The 20,439-nt window shown below is 54.1% G+C and carries 16 protein-coding genes; 3 read left to right on the forward strand and 13 right to left on the reverse strand.

Annotated features, from left to right (window positions below; all coding sequences use genetic code 11):
* Window positions 1-5: 5 nt before the first annotated feature.
* Window positions 6-167 (reverse strand): type B 50S ribosomal protein L36, encoded by a 162-nt coding sequence (gene ykgO, locus AC4DF4_RS06160; protein WP_348215019.1) that lies wholly within the window; start codon window positions 165-167, stop codon window positions 6-8.
* 195 nt (window positions 168-362) lie between these two features.
* On the opposite strand from ykgO, the gene AC4DF4_RS06165 reads away from it, so the two are divergent.
* From AC4DF4_RS06165 to AC4DF4_RS06175, 3 genes are all read left to right on the forward strand, one after another.
* Window positions 363-518 carry a hypothetical protein gene (locus AC4DF4_RS06165; RefSeq protein WP_490047234.1) on the forward strand — a complete coding sequence of 52 codons (156 nt, stop codon included), beginning with the start codon at window positions 363-365 and terminating at the stop codon, window positions 516-518.
* Between the two features lie 59 nt (window positions 519-577).
* Window positions 578-1,159, forward strand: coding sequence for a CDP-diacylglycerol--glycerol-3-phosphate 3-phosphatidyltransferase (gene pgsA, locus AC4DF4_RS06170; RefSeq protein WP_490047235.1), 582 nt, complete (start codon window positions 578-580; stop codon window positions 1,157-1,159).
* Between the two features lie 427 nt (window positions 1,160-1,586).
* Window positions 1,587-1,862, forward strand: coding sequence for a hypothetical protein (locus AC4DF4_RS06175; RefSeq protein WP_490047236.1), 276 nt, complete (start codon window positions 1,587-1,589; stop codon window positions 1,860-1,862).
* 933 nt (window positions 1,863-2,795) lie between these two features.
* Here the strand turns inward: AC4DF4_RS06175 and AC4DF4_RS06180 are convergent.
* The 12 genes from AC4DF4_RS06180 to AC4DF4_RS06235 all read right to left on the reverse strand — a co-directional run.
* Window positions 2,796-4,004, reverse strand: coding sequence for a capsule polysaccharide biogenesis protein (locus AC4DF4_RS06180; protein ID WP_490047237.1), 1,209 nt, complete (start codon window positions 4,002-4,004; stop codon window positions 2,796-2,798).
* A gap of 36 nt (window positions 4,005-4,040) precedes the next feature.
* Entirely contained in the window at window positions 4,041-5,084 is a 1,044-nt protein-coding gene (locus AC4DF4_RS06185) for a capsular polysaccharide export protein, LipB/KpsS family (RefSeq protein ID WP_490047238.1), read from the reverse strand.
* Between the two features lie 1,625 nt (window positions 5,085-6,709).
* Window positions 6,710-7,888: a glycosyltransferase gene (locus AC4DF4_RS06190; protein WP_490047239.1), complete on the reverse strand. Its 1,179-nt coding sequence runs from the start codon at window positions 7,886-7,888 to the stop codon at window positions 6,710-6,712.
* A 61-nt stretch (window positions 7,889-7,949) separates the two neighbouring features.
* Window positions 7,950-8,876, reverse strand: coding sequence for a glycosyltransferase family 2 protein (locus tag AC4DF4_RS06195; protein ID WP_490047240.1), 927 nt, complete (start codon window positions 8,874-8,876; stop codon window positions 7,950-7,952).
* Entirely contained in the window at window positions 8,873-10,042 is a 1,170-nt protein-coding gene (locus AC4DF4_RS06200; RefSeq protein WP_490047241.1) for a rhamnan synthesis F family protein, read from the reverse strand. The genes AC4DF4_RS06195 and AC4DF4_RS06200 overlap by 4 nt, the downstream gene beginning before the upstream one ends.
* A gap of 433 nt (window positions 10,043-10,475) precedes the next feature.
* Window positions 10,476-11,312, reverse strand: a complete 837-nt coding sequence (locus tag AC4DF4_RS06205; protein ID WP_490047242.1) for a class I SAM-dependent methyltransferase — start codon at window positions 11,310-11,312, stop codon at window positions 10,476-10,478.
* A 121-nt stretch (window positions 11,313-11,433) separates the two neighbouring features.
* Entirely contained in the window at window positions 11,434-12,690 is a 1,257-nt protein-coding gene (locus AC4DF4_RS06210; RefSeq protein ID WP_490047248.1) for an ISL3 family transposase, read from the reverse strand.
* A gap of 277 nt (window positions 12,691-12,967) precedes the next feature.
* Window positions 12,968-15,325: a rhamnosyltransferase WsaF family glycosyltransferase gene (locus AC4DF4_RS06215; RefSeq protein ID WP_490047243.1), complete on the reverse strand. Its 2,358-nt coding sequence runs from the start codon at window positions 15,323-15,325 to the stop codon at window positions 12,968-12,970.
* A gap of 41 nt (window positions 15,326-15,366) precedes the next feature.
* On the reverse strand, window positions 15,367-18,378 hold the full coding sequence (locus tag AC4DF4_RS06220; RefSeq protein ID WP_490047244.1) for a class I SAM-dependent methyltransferase: 3,012 nt from the start codon (window positions 18,376-18,378) through the stop codon (window positions 15,367-15,369).
* 19 nt (window positions 18,379-18,397) lie between these two features.
* Window positions 18,398-19,324 (reverse strand): dTDP-4-dehydrorhamnose reductase, encoded by a 927-nt coding sequence (rfbD, locus tag AC4DF4_RS06225; protein WP_490047245.1) that lies wholly within the window; start codon window positions 19,322-19,324, stop codon window positions 18,398-18,400.
* A gap of 155 nt (window positions 19,325-19,479) precedes the next feature.
* Window positions 19,480-19,800, reverse strand: a complete 321-nt coding sequence (locus AC4DF4_RS06230; RefSeq protein WP_490047246.1) for a hypothetical protein — start codon at window positions 19,798-19,800, stop codon at window positions 19,480-19,482.
* On the reverse strand, window positions 19,797-20,439 hold a 643-nt coding region (locus AC4DF4_RS06235; protein ID WP_490047247.1), incomplete at its 5' end, for a dTDP-glucose 4,6-dehydratase. The genes AC4DF4_RS06235 and AC4DF4_RS06230, both read right to left, overlap by 4 nt.

The following is a 20,439-nucleotide window of genomic DNA, read 5'->3' on the forward strand; positions in this document are numbered from 1 at the left end:
ATCGATTACAGACCCTTCTTCGAAAGCCGGGTGCCGGCGGTCGCGCCCTGGCGAGCCTTGAACTTCGGGTTCGATTTGCAGATGACGTAAACCGTTCCTTTGCGTTTCACCACTTGGCAATCTGCGTGACGGCGTTTGGCGGAGGCGAGGGATGAGAGAACTTTCATGGCTTTAAATAGGTAAAAATGAGTGGTGGCACGCGCGGCCGGGGGGCGAAAACTACCCACCCGCCCTGCCTTGTAAAGGCATTTTTCGCCCGGAATCCGCATTTTCATCGAACCGGCGCGGCGGCACCTGCAAGTTACTTAAGATTTCCTTACTTTGCGCTTTCAGAACTTCAAATCGGACGTTATGCCACAGGCATGAAATTATTCATCGTGATCGCGGTCGCACTCGCCCTGAATTCCTGCAACACCTGCATCGGCCTCGGCCGGGACACCGTGCAGGGCTACAAGTGGACGAAGAGCAAAATCCAAGACACCCCGGGTGACGACAGCGCCGGCGCACCGGTGTATTAGATTTTACGGCGGGGAAATTTCAGGTTTCGCAGGGGCGGCGAACCTGATTTTATCTGCTCGTGACCTTCGCCAGTAAAATCACCATCGCCCGGATCTGTCTGGTCCCGGTGTATGTCGCGCTGGCGTTTTACTACGGCCACAGCGTGAAATCCGGCCAACCCGACGAATCGCTGCGCTGGTGGGCGCTCGGGGTTTTCGTGCTCGCCGCCTCGTCGGACGGGATCGACGGCTGGGTCGCCCGCCGCTTCAACCAGTGCTCGAAATTCGGAGCCTACATCGACCCCATCGCCGACAAGGCGCTGCTTCTCGCCGGGGTGATCACCTTGTCGCTTGTCGATTGGGGCGCACCGGGCTGGCGGCTGCCGCTGTGGTTTGCGGCCATCGTCGTGCTGCGCGACTGCATCATCCTCGGTGGCATCAAGATTCTCTATGTGAACCACCGGGAAGTGAAAATCGTCCCGCACTGGACCGGTAAGATCACCACGGTCGCGCAGATGTTCGCCATCGGCTGGGTGATGCTGCGGGTCACTGAAATTTCGCCGGTCTATCCGTGCGCGGTCGCCGCTTTTTTCACCATCTGGTCGAGCATCGCCTACATCCGCCAGGGCCAACGGATTCTTGGCGGACGCGAACCCGCCTAACGACGGCGGCGGGCTCGGGGACGGCGGTGGCAACACCCGCAAACGTGAGCCCCCCTGAAGCCGCCGGTTCCTGCCGGTCCCTCGGCATTAAAGCCATACAGGCGGAATATGATCGATGAAAGCCCGTCAAACGCCGCCCCTCCGAGATCAAGCACCTTGCCTGTCCAGCTGCTATCGAAACCGAAAGATTCACCGCCAGAGCTGGCGGAAATCCGTAAACGTCCCAAATTCATCCTCTGGGGTTGGTCCGCATGGAGTGGCCGGTGCGCGGTCGTTCAGGCGACTTCCTCAGCATCCGATCTGGCACGGCGTTCGGCGGCGGTGCGGGCGGGGGTCAATGCCGCAGCTTGCTCCGGAGTGGCGTGTAAGCGCTCAACCGAGGGGCCCTGGTCGGACGCCAAAAGCACAGCGTGACGATCTTTTTCTTATGGAAGCTGGCTCCAACAGTTTCGAAATCCACCGCCGCCTGCTCTCGCTCGGCCTGCGCGCCGTGGTCATGGAAAGCTGTCACGTCGGCAATCCAGCCGGGGCGCTGGAGTCAGGCAAGAGTCTAACCATCAAGTTGAAGCAACTCTCCGTCATGCTTGGAAAAGATCTGCGGGCTCTGTTATCGTTGCCATCCAACGTCGAAACCTGTGTGACGCACCTCCAAAGCCTGATCACCGCCCAGTGTCCAGACCCCACTGCCTGCAACCCACCGTGAACGGTGCGACGACAATTAAAATCACCCATCGAAGAGGAGGATTTCCGGGGGAAATGCGTCTAGCCCGGACCCCGGATAGCCTGGCACGAATGATGGGGCTGCCGCCCCAAACCCGGCCGAGCTGAGGCAGCTCGACCCCACTTGCTTCCCCCTAAATCCCCAAGGGGACTTCTCCCCTCCCTTCCCCCAGGGGAGCGGGGGGAGACGTTTGAAGATCCCCGTTTCGCGCCGAATCCTCAAGACTCGAGCCATTTTCCATTTGGAAAAACATTTCTCAAAGAAAAAACTTGAATGACTACATGCCCGGTCATTGGCGGTTTCCTGTGTCGTGTAAAGTTGAATTTGGCGGATGAATTTGTAAACGTGCGCGGTTGCTCTCATCTGGGAGCGCAGACGTCCTCGTCGGCACGGCGAATGAGAAAGCCAACGAAAAAGCCGTAAGCGACACCCTGTTGACACTTCATTCGCCAGCCAACGGGGACGTTGGCGTTCCCGGGGCATCGTCCGTCAAATTCAACTTTACACGCCACTAGGTTGATTCGTGCGAGGGAGGCGCGAGTGCGTTGCGGCGGGCCTGCAAAGTCGCTGCGGGTTGCGACGAGGGCGACGCCGGACAAGGGCTGGTTGTGCCCAATTTCGGACGCCCACGCGCCAAATTAGGACGCCCGCTCGTGATTTAGGGCCCTTGCGTGAAATCGGGACGCCCGCGCGTGCTTTCGGGACTCCCGCCCCTGATGCAGGGAGTCCTCGGTGAAAGACGTGAAGACGACTTCAGGGATGCCTCCAGCCTCTGGCTCTTCCAGACACTCACCCGATAAAAAGGATCGATGATCACCCAGGCCGCCAAGAGCGGAAACCAGACAGGCAGCGTCGCAAATGCCAGAACCACAAAAACAGGCTCACCCCAACGCTCGATTATTTTTAAGAATTGATTCATCTCCAATGAACTCCGGATTTATAGGGGTGAGTCGGCAGTCTCCGGTAGAAATTCCCGTTGATCTGCGTGGTTTGAACCACATGGTTGTAAAAAGATTCGTACAATTTCCCCAACGGCTTTCTCGGCTGCTGCCAAAAATCCCCCAGCTCGCCTTGATAGGTCAGATCCGGCATATCGTAGACCGCTTCACCTAGGTTTTTCAAGGGGACGCCTTGGTGAATCGCCGACAAGCCGACCGTGCTGTTGATCACGACCACGCCCCGCGCATGATCCAGCAGGGTGGGGAGATGCTGGTCGTGAATGTAGAGGACCCGCTCGGAAATCCCGAGTTCGTGCGCCAAGCCCTCGATCAACGGTGAGTGCTGCGCACCGCCTCTGGCCAGCGGATGCTGCTTGATGACCAGCAAGGTGTCGGACGGTGCATGGCTGGCAAAGGATCTCATCACCTCTTCGATGAATTCCTGGAGGTTGTTGAACCTCGAGTGACTGTGGATCTGGGCGTCGTTCCCTAGCTGCAGCGGCACCAAAAAGTAGCGCTGCGCCCACTCTCTGGTCAATCGATCCTGAATCCCGCGTTCTAGAAGGGCATAGAGCCACTTTCTCCAAAATGACCGCAGCCCGCTGACCGAGTCCGACAGCCCCAGATCCCGATGATGTTCGTAGTCTGGAAAAACGGGGGCCAGCACCGTGCCAGCGACGTGATAAAGCATGGCCCACACCATCGCGTAGAAAAACGGCCGACCCACTGGCGTCACCTGCGGTAGCTCGACTGGGGTAGCTTGAAAATAATAAGTGGGGTCGCGGGGAAGGCTTGAATGCGCGTTCACCCCATAGCGCTCCAGCGTGATGTAATGCGGACGCACGTAGCCTTCTTCGAAGACCCCGACCTCCACGCCCGCCTGGGCGGCCACCGCCCGCGCCGCCACATGCACCGGCCGGCAGTCGCCAAAGAGCAAGATCAGATCGATCTGGTTCTTGGCCAGAAACTGCTCGAGATACTCAGGCCACTCCGCCAGCGATTGACGGTAATGGATGGCTCTGGTCGGGTAGAACAGCCAGTCGCCGCCATTGAAATTGATCTTATGTACTATGGCCCCCGCCTGAATGAGGTCTTCCCCCAGGTTCCGAAAAAACGGGCCGATCGGCCCCTGAAGTAAAAGCACACGACGGTTCGGCGTCGTCTGTTGATCGAACAATTTCAACATGAAGGATTGAGAAAAAGAAACCAACCGCACTCCGGGTCAGTAAGATAATTGTCTGAGAAAAAACCTCAGAACCTGCCTCCACGCGGGCAGAGCCACAGGCTGCTTGTCACGCCAGTCCAGCAACTCACGCAGGGCGCCTTCGGGCGTGGTGAAGCGTCCCGTTTCCAGGCTCACATAGGTCGGATAGAGAATCAATGCACCCGCCACGAGTTCATCGAGCGTGAGCGACCGGCCCCTGCGCGCCGCGACCGCCGCGCTCATGCCGGGGTCTTGGGTTAGCCCCCAGCCCGCGTAAAATGGCATCCCATACGCCACCACCGGCTTGCCCCGCATCAAGGCCTCGAATCCGGTCAGGGACGTCAGCGTGTGGACCTCATCCACTTGGGCCAGCAGCGCACCCATGGCAACGTCGCCGACCACCTCGTCACAGCATTCCCGTGCGTTCGACTCTCCACTCCCGCTGGCCCGCAAGCCCGCCACCACGTCCGGATGGGGCTTATAAACGATGTAGCCATCTGGATTTTTCCCGCGCACTTCCTTGAGAAGACCCAAGTTGGTATTGATGCCCGCCGCCCCCCGTTGGATGGAAGCGTCCGATTCCACCTGGCCAGGGACAAGGATCACGCGCCGCACCCCCTCAGGCCGCAGCCATGCCCCCGCACCCGTGTTGTATTTGGTGAGTTCGGCCGCGACGATCTGTTCGCGCAAAGTTCGCGCCCGCTGGATGAGAGAATCGGGAAAATCCGAATGTCCCAGCGCCAGCTCGAGGTCCGACGGCTGCGTCGCATCATAATAAATTCCCCGCCCATCGCGCACCCACGACAGCGGTCTCACCAAATCCGCCCCCAAGCCCACCGACCTCAGAAATCCATCCTCCAGTCGGATAATCTCCGCATCGGCTGGAAACTGCTCGCTCGGAATCCGCACGCCCCAAGTCACCACACGAATCGATTTCTGTTTGGGTAGCTGGCAAGGCTTGCCAACAAAGATCACCTGGTTGTCCTGAAAAAACGCCCGCACCTGCGGCCGCTTCCAGCGCGAAAACCCCACGGCATGAATCGTTGAAACGGACTTGGGCATGGGGACAGGCAGGATGGAGCGCCGACTTCAGTCGGCATCGTCGAGAGTGAAGATTGAACCGCAGGCGCAAAGGTCGCAAGGGGTCGCGGAGGGAAGAGAGATTTTGAATGTTGGATTTTGGATTTTGGATGAAGATCAGGGGCGGAAGAAACTCGGTAGGGCGGATCCGGCCCGGTCCGCCGTGATTCGTAGCCGATAGGCTACATCCGGCTATGCCGGTTCCTCCTGGCGTCGGATGAAGTGGGCGGCCCGGGCCGAGCGCGCCCTACCGGGATCGGATTTTGGAGTTTGAATGGGTGGAGAACCAGGCTGCGGAACCTGTTCAGTTGATTCTGTGATTGATTCACGGATCGGCTGAAGTGGTGGGACGCGGTGAGGGGTGAGGGGTGAGGGGTGAGGGGTGAGGGGTGAGGGGTGAGGGGTGAGGGGTGAGGGGTGAGGGGTGAGGGGTGAGGGGTGAGGGGTGAGGGGTGAGGGGTGAGGGGTGAGGGGGGTTACGGGTCGGAGCAGGAATGCCCCGGACGCGGGCGGAGTGTGTCCTTGCTTGGAACCGGCCTGTTCCAAACCGGAACGGTGGCATTTCCTAATAGATTCGGGGTTGTTCCGGCGGGGGTAGGGACTGTTCCCGGCTAGAATCGCGGTGTTCCGGGTCAGGATAGTGAGTGTTCCGGGTCGGAAGGAGGTTGTTCCGGGGTGGAATGAAGTCTTTTCTCAGTTGGAACGGCTGTGTTCCGAGTTAGGCAGCTGGATTGTTCCGGTCAGAGAGGGCTTGTTAAGGAGGCGGGATAGCGCGCTGTATCGGGCTCTCGGATACGTCCGGAAGAGCGATCGGAAAAGCGGCCTGACCCGCAAGGGGACCCAGCCCGCCGTGGATGCGAACGCTGCTTGATCTGACCGTCGAAAGATGGATCTAGCAACGCCGCACCGCGGTTTGTAACAGGGGTCGTCGGTTCCGCAAGGAGCCGGCGACTTTTCGCTTGGAAGAAGAGCTGAAAGCGGGAAGGCTGAAAAGCGGAAAGAGAAAGGATTTTTGGATGGGTGAAGACTGTAGCATCGCTCTGTGAGCGACGAGGCTTGTGAGAAGAGGACTGAACCGCAAGACACAGAGGTCGCCAAGAATCGCGAAGAAGACTTCAGCCGCAAAAAGGCGAAAGAGAGGGCGCAAAGGAACGCGAGGAGGGGCGGAAGCCAGAAGCCAGAAGCCAGAGGCCGGAAGCCGGATTTTCGGAAGAAGGGTGATTTACCACGGAAGACCCGAAGTCTCCTTAAAGAAGTCCTCGCGCAAAGGGGCAAAGACGCAAAGTTTTCAGAGGATTATTGATGCGATTGAAGAAATAGGTTTCTTCAGCCCTTTTGCCATTCCGCTGCCTTGGCGACTTGGCGGCCTTGCGCGAGACCTTCTTCGAAAATTCTCCCCGTCTTCCTTCGCTTCCTCCCCGTCTCTGCGTTTCGCTTCATCTCCCGCCCTACCGAAAATCATTCTTATCTTTTTTTGTGAACTTTTCGCGCCTCCTTGCGGCTAAAAATCCCCCTCCATCCATCCTTCGCGTCCCACCGCGGCCTTTGCGCCTCTGCGGTTCCATCCACGCCGACTGAAGTCAGCACTCCATCCACGCCGACTGAAGTCAGCACTCCATTCGTCCCTCATCTATCCGCTCAAGAAACTCCTCCACCCGCTGGAAGTGCTCATGCCAGGTGGTGTGTTGGAAGGCCGGCAGCCGCTCCAGCTGCGCCGCCCGCCGCGGGGAATCCGCCTTTGCGTAGTCTTCGATCAGCTCCAGCCAGCGCACGCCATCGTGCGGCTCGGCGTAGTCGGGAATTTCCCCGGCAAATTCCAAGATCGCGGGCAGCGGCGACGAAATCACCGGCGTCCCCAGCGCCAGCGCCTCTTGCACCGGCATCCCAAAGCCCTCTGCATACGACGGCATCAGCAATGCTTGCGCACCCGCCAGCAAGGCGACCACCGCTTCGTCCGACGCATCGTTGATCTCGACCAGATACGGCTGGATCGCCGAGCAACGCTCCAGCAAATCTACCACCTGCTCGCATTCCCAGCCGCGTCGGCCCACGATCACCAGCTGCGGCGTCGCCGCGCCGTGGCGTTTGACCAGCTCCCTCCAGAGTGTCAGCAACAGCAGATGGTTCTTGCGTGGTTCGATCGTGCCTAGGATGACAAAATATGGCGTGCGGATCTCATTAGGCGGCCCCATGCCAGAACGCTCAGGCAAATCATGCCCCAGCGGCGCGACCAGGATCGGCGGCACCGCCAGCCCGGCCGCTTGCGCATGGGCCAGCACTGCGGATCGGGTGCAGCTCGAATTCACGATGATCCCGCAGCTGTGCCGCAGCGAATGGTCCAGCCGCCGTGCGTGCAGCGTCTTCTGCCGCGGGTGCGCATACTCGGGAAACTGCAGCGGGATCAGGTCGTGAATGAAAACTACCACCCGGCATTGGCCCTTCTTCAACCACGCCCAAGTGTCCTCATGCGCCAGCCACGAGTGGGTCGAGACCAGCAAGATGGCTTGTTGAGGAATCGCCCGCCGCAACGCCAGCGCACGCAGCAACAGATACAACCGATGCCGCCGCCTGCGCGGGGAACCGCCAGGCTGCTGGTCGCCGAGCAATAGCTTCCCCCATGCACCGCGCGAGAGCTGCTTGACTTCGTCGCCCCGTCTCAAACACAGCCCTCCGCCCCGCTCGTGCACCCAGCGGGCATACGCCAGATTCACCCGGTCAATGCCAGTGTGCTGGGTCACCCCCGCATGGCGCCAGATCAGGCGGGTGACATCGGCGTACAGCATCATCAATGGAGTGGGGTGTTTTGAGATCAGGCAAATGACGGCATCGTCTCAATCACCGACTAAATTAGCGACCTGACTTCTTCGCATCGGCATACCAGCGCCGATGTCCCCTCGACGGATTTGGAACGGTCGCCAACTCCTTGTCGAGAATATCGCGCAGCGCCGGGCCGAACCTTGGCGCCGCACAAAGCCAATTGCGGGCCAAGGCGCAGTAATAACGCTGACGATAGTCGCTCTCGACTTCTCCCATCGCATATTTACCCGTCTGGCTCTTGGCATGGACCCGATAATCCACCGTACGATCCGGCACGTAGACCTTGCGTCCGCCGTAAAGCGCCGATGCCAGCAACATCATGTAGTCGGCGTTGGCCTTCAATTCGTCGCCAAAGGCATCACACAGCTCCGCCAACGGAAGCCGCTGCAGGTGTGAGCGACGAAACGACAGACAGGAAGTCAGCCCCCCGGCATGATAGGACGGCAGGCACCAGCCAAGAGCCGTGCCGAACCCCCAATCGTAGGCCAGTTCCAGCGGGATCGGCCCCATCCAGTGGGCGTTTTCGTGATCCTGCTTTCCGCGCAGCAGCGCGAGCAATTCGCTCTGCCCGACGGCGCGGTGGCGGCCATACACAACATCCGCCTGTGGAAACTGCTCCCATCGTCGCAGGCACGTCTCCACGTGCTGCTCCTGGTAGCAATCATCCCCGTCCAGCAAGAAAACCAGATCGCCCTCGGCCGCGGCCAGTCCCGCCACGATCGTCGCCAACTGGCCACGATTCTTGCCATAAACCGCCAAGATCCGCTCATCCTGCTTGGAATGTCTCGCGATGACGTCGGCCGATGCATCCGTGCTCACGTCCGAGATCACAATCTGATCCACGCGCCGCGTCTGTTGCCTCGCGCTCGCAATGGCCTCATCCAGATAATCCGCCGTGTTATAGCTGTTGATGAGGACGGTCACCTCGGGGCGATTCGCTTGCTGAATGTCGGTCATGACTTAAAGCTGCTTTGGATCCTTTCGTCTTGCCTCTCCCATGAAGCCGTAGCCGATAACTCCGAAACCCCGCACACCCGCTGACCAGCGTGCTGGACCAGGAAGCCCATGATCCGTTCGATCGCGTGGGCCAGCGTGCCGTCGAGCTGCCCCTCCTCGCGCTCGAAATCTTCCGCACAGTAGTTCATCGACTGCAACAGCTTCAAGGCTTCGGGCTTGATCCAGTACATCGAGCCACTTGGAAAGCTCAGTTTGAATCGATCGGCCGCAATGCCAATCCTCCCGAGCTCGTCAGTGACCCTTTGCCGATTCGCTCCCCACTTGTCTGGATGTTCCAGAAGATGTTGGTCAGAAACCACTGCCCCAATCGCCGGATCGGTTAAAAAACCCCTCAATATCCATCCTACCTGTTCCTTGGAGGGAAGAATTCCGCGGATCAGCTCGCTGCGCCAATGATCTCCCTCATCTGCGAGATGCACGCTCTTCTTGGTGTGCAACTTGCAGACCGCGGCATAATTTGAAAAGATTCCGCTGTTGACCAGGTGGACAAAGGGAAAGATGTCGCGACCGTGATTGGGGAAACAAAGCACCCGCGCGTTGGGGAAACGGGCTTGGATACCCGCCACGAGCGGGTCAAATCCGTCTCGCCGGATCACCGTGCAATAGAGGTCAAACGATTGGGGAATATGGCGAAGCGCTCTGGCGATCTCTTCCCACAGCTCGTAGTGGAATACATGCACCACGATCGCCAGCTCGCTTTGGATCCTCGGATTGACAGGATTGGGTGCGCTGGGAATGGCCGCCAGATCGGCCGGTAGCGTGGTGGGGTCAGGTGGAAACGGCGTCGCCCTCAGTTGTCGTGCTTTGCCAACCGTCAGGTAATGCCACAGCGGATGCTGGATTTCATCAGCAAGCTCAGGATTGTTTGCGAGATAGGCGGTCGGTGAGAAATTGGGATTCGGCCACAAGCCCTGCTTTTCTCCCCAGAGGACATAGTGCCGGATGGGAAAAATTTGAGCGGCTAGGTTACGAGGTCTCTGGGACTTGTAAAGTTCGACATTAAAAATACAAGAATTTTTAATAACGTTAAAATATTTCTTTTCTGAATTTAAAAGATATAACGCTCTTAATAAATGTGAAATTGCTCCAAATTTAAATAGCGTCAAAAGTATATCTTTCCGTAAAAATAATTCATAACAACAATAATAATTTAAAATAATAAGTATTAAAATTGCAAAATTAAAATATTATTGATAATTAGCGTTTTTATGTGTCATCGTTTTCGTCTTAAATATTTAATCGAGATTCTTGATGTTTTGTTGTGGATCATGGGAGAACGGGTTTGTTTGGTTTCGTAGCGGGTGTGGTCGAATCGAGAGGCTGTAGACTTACAATTGATCAAATTTGCGTCAAGTTAAGGTCAGAATGCCTGATTTCACCGGGGATTCATGGGTTCGCCTGTCCCGTGCCACGTGCCTCAGATCGGGATCGAATGCCGCTAAGTCGTCACAGTTCTTGGCTTTGATCAGATGCACAGCCAGAGGTCTAAAGTTTTAAAAAACCGCAAGCTCCAATTCACGGGGCTACTTCATCGTTCCATCAAAAAGATGCCGTCAAAGATATATTAGCACCTCCTGCATATGATGCATCATCTAAGTGAATTTTTATATTTTTAAATCCACTTGAATATAAAGCTTTAAGTAAATCATTTTTAGTGATTCGGCTGCAATATGGACCGGTTCCAGCTAACTGGCGTGTATGATGATCAGTGGGATAGACGTATTTATAGTATTTATATGATTGATCGTGGTGCACAACATCGCAAACATCATCCTTGTTCCATTGTTGCTGTTGGTTGTCATCAACATATAAAGTCCAAATATATATGTTTTTTGTAACATTAGATATCTTGTGTATTAATCCAATTGGATCTTGCATGTGATACAAAACACCAGCGGCGAATACACCATCATATGATATCTTGTTATTATCAATAAAAGAAACAAAATCTCCAAGTAAAAAACTCGATTTCATGTTAAGTATATTTTTAGCTATCAATGATTTGAGGAAGTTTGCTGGATTTGCTTCTACGGGTACAACTTGTGCACCAGCGTTTTCAAGTTGAAAAGTATGTCCCCCTTCAAATGATCCTAACTCTAAAATCGTTTTATTTTTTATAGATCCAAGCGTATTAGAAAAATCTGATACCCTTAAATCGTTTTCTTTAGAAAACAGTAACATTCCCCCTGATTTGATAGATGCTACAGGTATTTGGCTTATCCAATTAAACATATCAACAGCATTTTGATCGCATGCACTGTTAGTTACGAAGAACTCCGGATCATCCAAAATCGAAACTTTAGATTCATTAAGAATTTCATTCAAAACATTGATAGATTTAATTATAGAACTATGATTTACTACTATTTTATTCATTTTAGTTGATATTTTTTTGTTGTGATTTATTTTAATATTTTTTATATTTATTTTATTTATTTTATTTATTTTATTTATTTTTACTTATAAAATATTTGATTAAGTTTTTAAATTAGGCTCTTCAGCAGAATCTGTGGGTGAACTTTGGCTCGGGTAGATCTCCAAGTGTGTGATATAGAGAGGTTTGGAGAAGATCGAAACTGCGGTAGCCGTAAGCTTTTCTCATGCACAGGTTGATCCGCAGGTTGAGGCCCTCGACAATTCCGCTGTTATAGAGTTTGCCGGCCTTGAAGTAGTTCATCAGCAGGTCCTCGTGGTTGCGCAGTGTGCCGACAAACTTCTTCATGGGGGCAAGTTTGCTCCGCATAGCGCGGGTGCACCATTTTTTGAGGAACCAACCAGCCCAGCGCGGACTTTCGTATTGCCAGAAGGCGTCGAAGGATTCCTTGAGGGCGAGAGCGCGAATGGATTTGAGGTCGTATTTGAGCAGGTCGCGCAGTTGGGTGGCCTGCCTGATGGTGAGGTTGGACCGGCGCTTCAGGAAGCAATACCGGGAATTCTTGAGCACGGGTTCGTAGCCTTCGGCGGCGAGTTGTTTGGCTTCCTGCCGCCTCACCTCATCGACGGCCTCGCCGAGTTTCTTGGCGATGTGGAAGCGGTCGAGCACGTTGAGAGCGGCGGGCAGCATGGCGGCGATGACGTTCAGATAGGGTTTCCACATATCGGAACAGACGACTTTGATTTTCGCGCAGCGCTCGGCTCCGAAGGACTCGAAGAAACTGGCAAGAGAGCGGGTTTCGCGGTCCCGGATGACGCCGAGGAGGCGTTTGCGGCCGCTGTTTATCTGATAGACCAGGGTCATGTATTTGTGCCCTTTGCTGTAGGTGACTTCATCGACTCCGATGGCGGTGATGTTCTCCAGATCGCGGTGTTTCAGCCCGAAATCGACGATCCATTTCACCGAGCGGCAGACGGTGTCCCAGTTGGTGTGGAAGCAGGCGGCGGTTTCCTTCCAGCTCAGGCGCCTGGCCCATGAGGCGAGGAAATGACGGTAGACATCGCAACAGGCGTGTTTGCCCTGGGCCCACGGGACGGCCTCGACCTTGATGCCGCAGGTGGGGCAATCCACCCGGCGCATGGTGTAGGAGAGCGAGACGGGAATGTTCCAGACCGGGATGAACTCGAATTCGCGCGGCCGGGACATGCGGTCGTATCCGGGACGCGGCTTTCCACAGCCGGAGCATCTGGGTTTGGCGTTAGCCCTAGGGATAATCTCGGCGATGATCCGCGCCTTGTCGCCGTTTCCACTCATTCTGACGGAATGGTAAACGAAGCTCTTGAAGCGGTGGACTTTGTTGAGTAAGGTCTTGAATTGAATCGGCGGGGCGCTGGTTGTTTTGTTGTCGCAAACCGAATTTGCCAGAGTCCGCCGGTTCATCAATGCTTCATCCCGCCGGGCAGCCATTTTTCGAACCAAGGGCCACTAAATCGCATGGAAGAAAAAGTTGCCCACAACAGTCCGCTTCTCCGACGAGTTTCAGACCCATTCTCGAAGCGGCCTGTTGTGGACAACTTTCAAGAGGCTTCCGCCGCTTCGCGGCGATCAAGCCGCCAGTTTCCACCCACAGTTTTGGCGGAAGAGGCTTAAATTAAAATCATTGTAGACATTTGCTTCTCCATCTTTTCACAAGATTATATTGAGAAATGTATCTAGAGGATATAGCAGCATTATTTATTTTTTTTTGTTCATGTAGTTTTATTTTAGGTATGTTATTTGACGTTGCTAATTCGATATCACGTGTATTGAGAAAATCAATGCTTTTTTTAACTGAATCAGGATCTGATTCAAAACGATAATTAAAATAACGCAACCAGAAATCACCCTCTATCCTTGATATCTTAGCTTGCTCAAACTCCGATAAATTGTGCGAGTGTATGACAATGGCATCGTTGGCATATGCTTTTTGATACCCCTGCTTAATAATTTCCCATGCCCACACCTGATCTTCCCCCCAAGGAATATCAGGATAGGGAATTTTTTCCCATACACAGCGGCGTATCGCTGAATTGTTGTCGGAATAATAATGCAACCATTGCTGATGCTGAAGAGAACCCCATTCCATACCTGGTGGGGTTGTATCCCATTGTGCAACGTGAGGTAGTCTGTCAAAATGTTGAAAATGTCCATCCTGCCCTTGCCGCACGAATTCGCTAGCATTCGGATATGTATAGTGTTTGCCGAAAACACCAGCAACCTGTTCTCCCATGTCGAAGGCCTTTATAAGATTTGCCAGCCAATAGTTGTTGGCTGGTGTTGCATCTTGCGTTAGGACCGCAACAAATTCTGCAGAAGTAAGCGAAATAGCGAGATTACGGGTACGGCCATGCTGAAATTCGCTATTGGGGATTTGGTGTAATCGAACGCCTCGCCCTGCGAATTCACCAATGATTTTTATTGTGTTGTCGCTCGATCCGCTGTCAACTACCATTATATCAAACGGCCAATCGGTTTTTTGTTTAACTAGAGCGGTTAGAACGTCTCTAAATAAATCACCACCATTCCATGTCGGAATGATTACCGCAGCCTTGTGAACATATTCTTCTTTAGTAAATAACTGGATTGGATGCACGGGTTGGTTATTCTGTGACAGTCCCTCGATCAGGCCTGACTCAAGCGCGCGTGCGCTCTTTTCCCAACTCAACTGAGATACATAGTTTAAGCCACCCTCACGAAGAGACTGACGTTTCGCGACGTTTTCAATCAGATTTTGCAATGTATCGGCGATTTCGTGCGGTGTGGGTGGCGCAAAGGCTACAGATCCTTCGGGAAACACTGCACGAGTTCCTTCTACATCCAGCTCGACCACGGGCAAACCACAGGCCATCATTTCCATAGGTATTAGTGAATAATTTGTCGCAGAAAACACCAGTCCTATATCAGCTTCTCGATATAAATCACCTAATTGTGCCGGGGTAAGCAATCCGTGTTGCACGTGCGCATAGGGTGTAGGTGGGCCCAGATCATCTTGTCCGAAAAGATCTACTAGGAAGTTTGCCCCTCGCTCATGTAAGATTAACAACGCCTCACGCCCTAGCTCTACCGCACGGCGTGGCGTGCTAGCACGGGCATAAAAGGCTATTCGCAGTGGAATATTATTCAAAAAGCGCCTTCCCTCGTTTTGGTAATAATACAGCGGGTCATAGGCTAGATCCCAGGATCGTGTCCAAAGTCCGTATTTGATTTCGCAGACAGACTTTAGCCATTTTCCGGCGCAAACTACTTTGAAATCCATGCGATAAGTCATATCAGCGACATAAGTGTATGTACCGTGCGTGTGAAATAATGACTCATAATCCTGAACTAGATAAAAACGCTCTTTCATCATCGTCATTTGGGCGGCGGGAAAGGTTGTCCACATATCTGTAGCTATTACTAAATCTCCGGAAATACCCTCAACTTCATCTGGTAAAAATCGAACTATTACACGATCAATAGGCTGATACCATGCGCGTATATTATCCCATGCCTGTTTCTCCGTCTGGCTGACAGAGGGGTTTTGGATCCAGATCGTCTGTCGATGGCCAAAGCACTCTAGATAGCGCACCAAGCGAAAAATTGACATATGTCCGCCCCCACCATGGCTGAAATCAGGTATGATCCAATGGATATTGAGTGTTTTCGGATTAAAACTACGCGTCAGTGGAGCTAGTTGCTGGGCTCGATTGCGTGCAATAGCAGCCGTATTATGTATCCAGCGGCATGGTTGCGTAGCTAGAATAGGAAGATTATCTTTTGTCTCGGTCAAATTTGAAACAATATTCGTCTTGGCGTGGTGGGTTTGATAGGCGTGACCCCCATCTGGATTTGGCTTGCGCTTCAGTCGGCGGCCAATCTGTATATAGTGCTCAGCTGCACTCATGCCGGATAGGACAGCGTCAGGGTATTCGTGGATATACCATTCTTCGTCAAATGCGTCCGTTAAAAATAATTTGTCTGTATCTGATATTATCATTATTATATTATATTAATTGTAAGTAAATTATTTTTAAGAGTCTATCTTCCATTTTCACGCATTCCATATAAGACATAGTGTATTAAAGGATTTATATTTTTTTTATCATTTCTTACATCTGGGTACCGATCGAGGTATCTTCCAGTGTTGAACGATGGGTTCGGATTTCTTAATTCTCTGGCCCCAAACAATAGATAGTGGCATATTGGATCTATCTTGGATGCGGCGACATCGGGGTAAGATTTCAAGTAGAAATCTTTATCAAAAAGTCCAGATTTCAGGATGATGTCTCGTTGTTTTCGCAACACGCGTTCTTGTTTGCCCATCTTTTTAAACATCTGGCTTGTTAAGCGCAGGGGGGCGGTTGTTTTCCACGAGATGGATTTTTTCAGTTTGATGTTGTCAGCGACTGCGACTTCGCCTCGCTGTTCACTGGCAAGGTACATTTTCGATAGCTCCGCCAGTTCGCGGAAGCGCTGCTCAACATTGTTCCTAAGGTGGTCACATGCCACTTCCCGTTGACGGATGAGTTCGGACAGCGTGTCTTTTTGTTGTGCGATCTCGTGGATCGTGGCTTGCTGGAGCGTCCCTTCGTGGCGCAAATTTTCGATTTCTTGCTGAAGCTGCGCGCTGGCCTGTTTTGACTGTTCGATCTCCGCTTGAGACGTCTCGAGGGTGGCATCGCGCTCGATGATCATCTTGGCGATCTCGGCCAATTCGCGGAAGCGTTCCTCGATATTGTTCTTAAGATGGCTACATTCTTCGTCGCGTTGACGGATGAGTTCCGACAGCGTGTCATTTTGGTGCGTGAGCTCGTGAACCAGGGTTTGCTGGTGAGTCCCGTCGTTACGCAGAATATCGTTCTCTTGTTGGAGACACGACTTGTCGAGTGTTGACTGCTCAATCTCCGCTTGCGCCGCCTCCAGGTTTTGATCGCGCTCGACCATCAGATTGGCCAGAATCGCCAGTTCATTGAAGCGCTCGTGGATATTGGCTTCCAGTTCCCTGTGGGTCGCTTCAGACTGTTGTTTTTCGAGGGCGAGCTGATCGTGTTGCTGCTGGAGAATCCGGTGTTTGGCATCCGATTCTGCCCGTTGATGCCGTTGGTTCTCGATTTCGCGGGACAATTCCCCCACTGTGAATTCCAGATCCTGCTTTTCTTCCCGTTGCGTATCACTGTGTTGACTCAGGTGGGCAAACGCGGATTTTTCTTTTTCCAGCTCAGCCTGGATGGCCTCGATCGTTTGCTCGCGTTGACTTTCGATTTTGTGGGTCGTTTCTTCTTCCAGCAGCGCGAAGTAAGCCTCCTCGTCCTGGGCCTTGGCCATTTGCAGGGCCAGTGCCTCTTTCTGTGCCCGTGCCAATTGTTGGGTCAGGTGCCCGTGTTCTTGCTGGGCGGTGGCCAATAGTTTGCGGACTTCCGCACTTTCTTTTTGGAGGCGATTGCTTTGCGCCTTCTCGTCTTCGAGGCGTTGAATGGCGGCCTTGGCCGCCGCTTCCGCCGCAGCATGACGCCCGGTCGATTGCGTCTGGATTTCCTCGGATTTGGCCAGGTTTTGGGCCAGTTGTTGATTCTCCTGTCGGAGCTTCGCCAGTTGATTGCGGGATACAGCCATTTCCTGTTGGAGCGCGGCCGTTTCCTTGGCGGATTCTTGCCAATTTCGTTTATACGTCTCAAACTCGGCTTTTTCATGGGCCTGCGCCTCTTTCCGGGCCAGTGCCTCTTTCTGTGCCAGCGCCAATTGTTGGGTCAGTTGCCCGTGTTCTTGCTGGGCGGTGGCCAATAGTTTGCGGACTTCCGCACTTTCTTCCTGGAGACGGTGGCTTTGCGCCTCCTCGTCTGCTAGGCGTTGAATGACGGCCTTGGCCGCCGCTTCCGCCGCAGCATTTCGCCCGGTCGATTGCGTCTGGATTTCTTCGGATTTGGCCAGGTTTTGGGCCAGTTGTTGATTCTCTTGTCGGAGCTTCGCCAGTTGATTGCGGGATACCGCCATTTCTTGGTGGAGCGCGGCCGTTTCCTTGGCGGATTCTTGCCAATTTCGTTTATGCGTCTCAGACTCGGTTTTTTCGTTGGAGTGTCTGGTCCTACTTTGAGCGGTCTCGAGGCGGGTATTTTCGTTTTCTTGGTTCAGACGGGCGCGTTCAGCCTCTAACTGGCCCAGTTTCTCCACCAGCGTGTCGTGTTGCTGGGATGCTGCGACGGTGAGGGATTCAAGTTCACGGGATTGATCGGCAAGCTGCGCACTCAAGCTGATCACCTGTTCTTGCGCATGCCTTGCCGAGCTCATCTCTTGGCAGGCTTGGCCCAGGCGGGAAAATATTTGGTAAAGGGTGGCACTGGTGGTGGGGGCATCGGCGAGATGATAAAGCAGCTTGAGCAGTTCGGGTTGCTTCGGCCCCACGCCCAGCACTCCCAGGCCATGGCTGTGGTTGAATTCAAAGGACGGGTAGCGTGACTTGAGCGAGTTGAAGAATTTTGAAACGCCGAAACTTCCGAAACGCACATTGGTGTCGTGAAAAAGTACGACGGCGCGATCCGAGAGTTTGGGGAGCCAAGTTTCAAAGTCATGCCTGACCGCCTCAAAGCTGTGATGGCCGTCGATGTGTAGCAAGTCGATGCTGCCGTCCTCAAAATGGGGGAGCGCCTCGTCAAAAGTGCTGCGAACCAACGTTGAGAAGGTCGCGTAGCGTTCTGCATTGTATGCATTCACCGTTCCGAAAACCTCTTCGCCGTAAAAACCCGCATGGTCGTCGCCCTGCCAAGTATCCACGGCAAAGCAAGTCGTCGCGAGGCCGAGGCGCTCTACGGCTTGGCAAAAGGCGAAGTAGGAGGTGCCATAGTGGGTCCCCAGCTCGATGAAGGTCGAGGGGGCCAGCGCCTCCATGATCCAAAACGCGAAGGGAAGGTGACCTTCCCAAGCGGATAACCCCGGCTTGAGGTATTGCGGCTTCCAAAACATGGAGGACAAGGCCAATGGGCGGAATTCGCCTGGCTTTGATAAGCCGCCGACCTCGAACGCTGCGGGCGACTTTGCGAGTTGTGTTTCGGTCATTTGATTGTTTGGAGTAGGGTTAATAGCGCGGGGTGCTCTGAGTCTCTTGAATCAAGGCTTGCAGCACCGCGTTGACACCCGTTTGCCACGGCGGCAGGTCGAGATTGAACCTGTTGCGCAGTCGTCGGGTATCCAGGGTGGAATTCATCGGGCGCGACGCGGGCATCGGATAAGCGGCGGCGGGGATCGGGTGGATGGTTTCCGGGGTGGCTCGAAGGTTCAGGCCCGCCGCGGTCGCCTGCCGCACGACATAGCGGGCGTATTCATGCCAGGAAGTCGTTCCGGCGGCGGCGAGGTGGTAGGTTCCCAAGGGAAAAGTGTCGCGCTCAGATTCCGACCCATACGATCCAAGGACCTGGGACGTGACCTCGGCGATCAGTCCCGCCGAGGTCGGTGCCCCGAACTGGTCGGCGACAATCTTCAACTCGTCGCGTTCACTGGCCAACCGCAGGATGGTTTTGAGAAAGTTGGCTCCGTGCGTGCCGAAGACCCAACTGGTGCGGAAGATGAGGTGCTTGGCTCCGGATTCCGCCAAGGCCAGCTCGCCCGCGAGCTTGGTCTGGCCGTAAACCCCGAGCGGGTGGGTGGCATCCGTCTCAAGATAGGGACCAACCTTGGAGCCATCATAAACATAGTCGGTCGAGTAGTGAATGACCAGGGCGCCGATCTTGGCTGCCTCTACGCCGATAATCCCCGGGGCGACGCCATTCACGGCATGGGCTGTTTCCCGATCGCTCTCCGCCTTGTCCACCGCCGTGTAGGCCGCAGGATTGACGATGACATCCGGGCGGTAGGTTTGGATCGCCTGGCGAATGGAATCGGGATCGGCCAAATTCATCGCTTGGCGATCGAGAGCGACGACTTCGCCCATGGGGGCTAGCGAGCGCTGCAACTCAAAGCCAACCTGGCCGTTGCAGCCCGTAATCAGGAAACGTTTTGGTTTCATCGTTAAAATACGAAATCGGATTGAACCGCAAAGGCGCAAAGGCGCAAAGGCGCAAAGGCCGCGGAGGGACGCGAGGAAGAATAAGAGAGAATGTTAACCGCAGATGGACGTTAAAAACGCAGATGGAAGAGGGATCAAAAATAAGACGGTTGACTTTACCTGCGATCAAAAAATCCTCTCATCATCTCTTTTTTGATCTGCGTAAATCCTGTTGATCTGCGGTTAAATATCCAAATCAACGGTGAAAACTGGGAGGGGTAAAGTTGAAATTGGAAAGCAGAAAGCTGAAATGAAGAAGGGGAATCTTTAGCCGCAAGGAGGCGCAAAAAATTCGCAAAAAAGATCAGATGCAGAGGATTCCCATTTTTGCGTCCCTTTTTCGCCTTTTTGCGGCTAAGGTCTTCTTTGCGTTCCTTGGCGACCTTAACGCCTTCGCGCGGTTCAATCCACGCCGACTGAAGTCGGCGTTCCATCATGCGGTGGCATAGTGGGTTTGGATCCACTTCAGATAGTCGCCGCTGGTAATGCCTTGGACCCACTCTTGGTGCTCCAAATACCACTCGACGGTTTTACGGATGCCGGTATCGAAGGTTTCGGCGGGTTTCCAACCGAGTTCGCGGTTGATCTTGGTGGCATCAATGGCATACCGCTGATCGTGGCCCGGACGGTCGGTGACATAGGTGATTTGATTGGCGTAAGGTGTGCCATCGGCGCGTGGCGATAGTGCATCCAGCATCTCACAGAGCGTGTGGACGACTTCGAGGTTGGGTTTTTCGTTCCAGCCGCCGATATTGTAGGTTTCGCCCACGCGCCCCGCCTCCAACACGCGCCGAATGGCCGAGCAATGATCCTTCACATATAGCCAATCGCGGATTTGTTGGCCATCGCCGTAAATCGGCAGCGGCTTTCCCGCCAGGGCATTGTGGATGATGAGTGGAATCAGCTTCTCCGGGAAATGATACGGCCCGTAATTGTTCGAGCAGTTGGTCGTGAGCACGGGTAGCCCGTAGGTGTGATGGTAGGCGCGGACCAGGTGGTCTGAGGCTGCCTTGCTCGCAGAATAAGGGCTGTTTGGCTCGTAAGTTTTGGTCTCCGTGAAAGCAGGGTCTTCGGGC

The sequence above is a fragment of the Luteolibacter sp. genome (assembly GCF_058122085.1).

Excerpts from the sequence above, each read along its gene's own strand:
- AC4DF4_RS06175 (WP_490047236.1), top strand. The coding sequence starts at position 1,587 with ATGGAAGCTGGCTCCAACAGTTTCGAAATCCACCGCCGCCTGCTCTCG.
- AC4DF4_RS06165 (WP_490047234.1), top strand. The coding sequence starts at position 363 with ATGAAATTATTCATCGTGATCGCGGTCGCACTCGCCCTGAATTCCTGC.
- AC4DF4_RS06220 (WP_490047244.1), bottom strand. The coding sequence starts at position 18,378 with ATGACCGAAACACAACTCGCAAAGTCGCCCGCAGCGTTCGAGGTCGGC.
- rfbD (WP_490047245.1), bottom strand. The coding sequence starts at position 19,324 with ATGAAACCAAAACGTTTCCTGATTACGGGCTGCAACGGCCAGGTTGGC.
- ykgO (WP_348215019.1), bottom strand. The coding sequence starts at position 167 with ATGAAAGTTCTCTCATCCCTCGCCTCCGCCAAACGCCGTCACGCAGAT.
- AC4DF4_RS06230 (WP_490047246.1), bottom strand. The coding sequence starts at position 19,800 with ATGATGGAACGCCGACTTCAGTCGGCGTGGATTGAACCGCGCGAAGGC.
- AC4DF4_RS06205 (WP_490047242.1), bottom strand. The coding sequence starts at position 11,312 with ATGAATAAAATAGTAGTAAATCATAGTTCTATAATTAAATCTATCAAT.
- AC4DF4_RS06185 (WP_490047238.1), bottom strand. The coding sequence starts at position 5,084 with ATGCCCAAGTCCGTTTCAACGATTCATGCCGTGGGGTTTTCGCGCTGG.
- AC4DF4_RS06180 (WP_490047237.1), bottom strand. The coding sequence starts at position 4,004 with ATGTTGAAATTGTTCGATCAACAGACGACGCCGAACCGTCGTGTGCTT.
- AC4DF4_RS06195 (WP_490047240.1), bottom strand. The coding sequence starts at position 8,876 with ATGACCGACATTCAGCAAGCGAATCGCCCCGAGGTGACCGTCCTCATC.
- AC4DF4_RS06190 (WP_490047239.1), bottom strand. The coding sequence starts at position 7,888 with ATGATGCTGTACGCCGATGTCACCCGCCTGATCTGGCGCCATGCGGGG.
- AC4DF4_RS06215 (WP_490047243.1), bottom strand. The coding sequence starts at position 15,325 with ATGATAATATCAGATACAGACAAATTATTTTTAACGGACGCATTTGAC.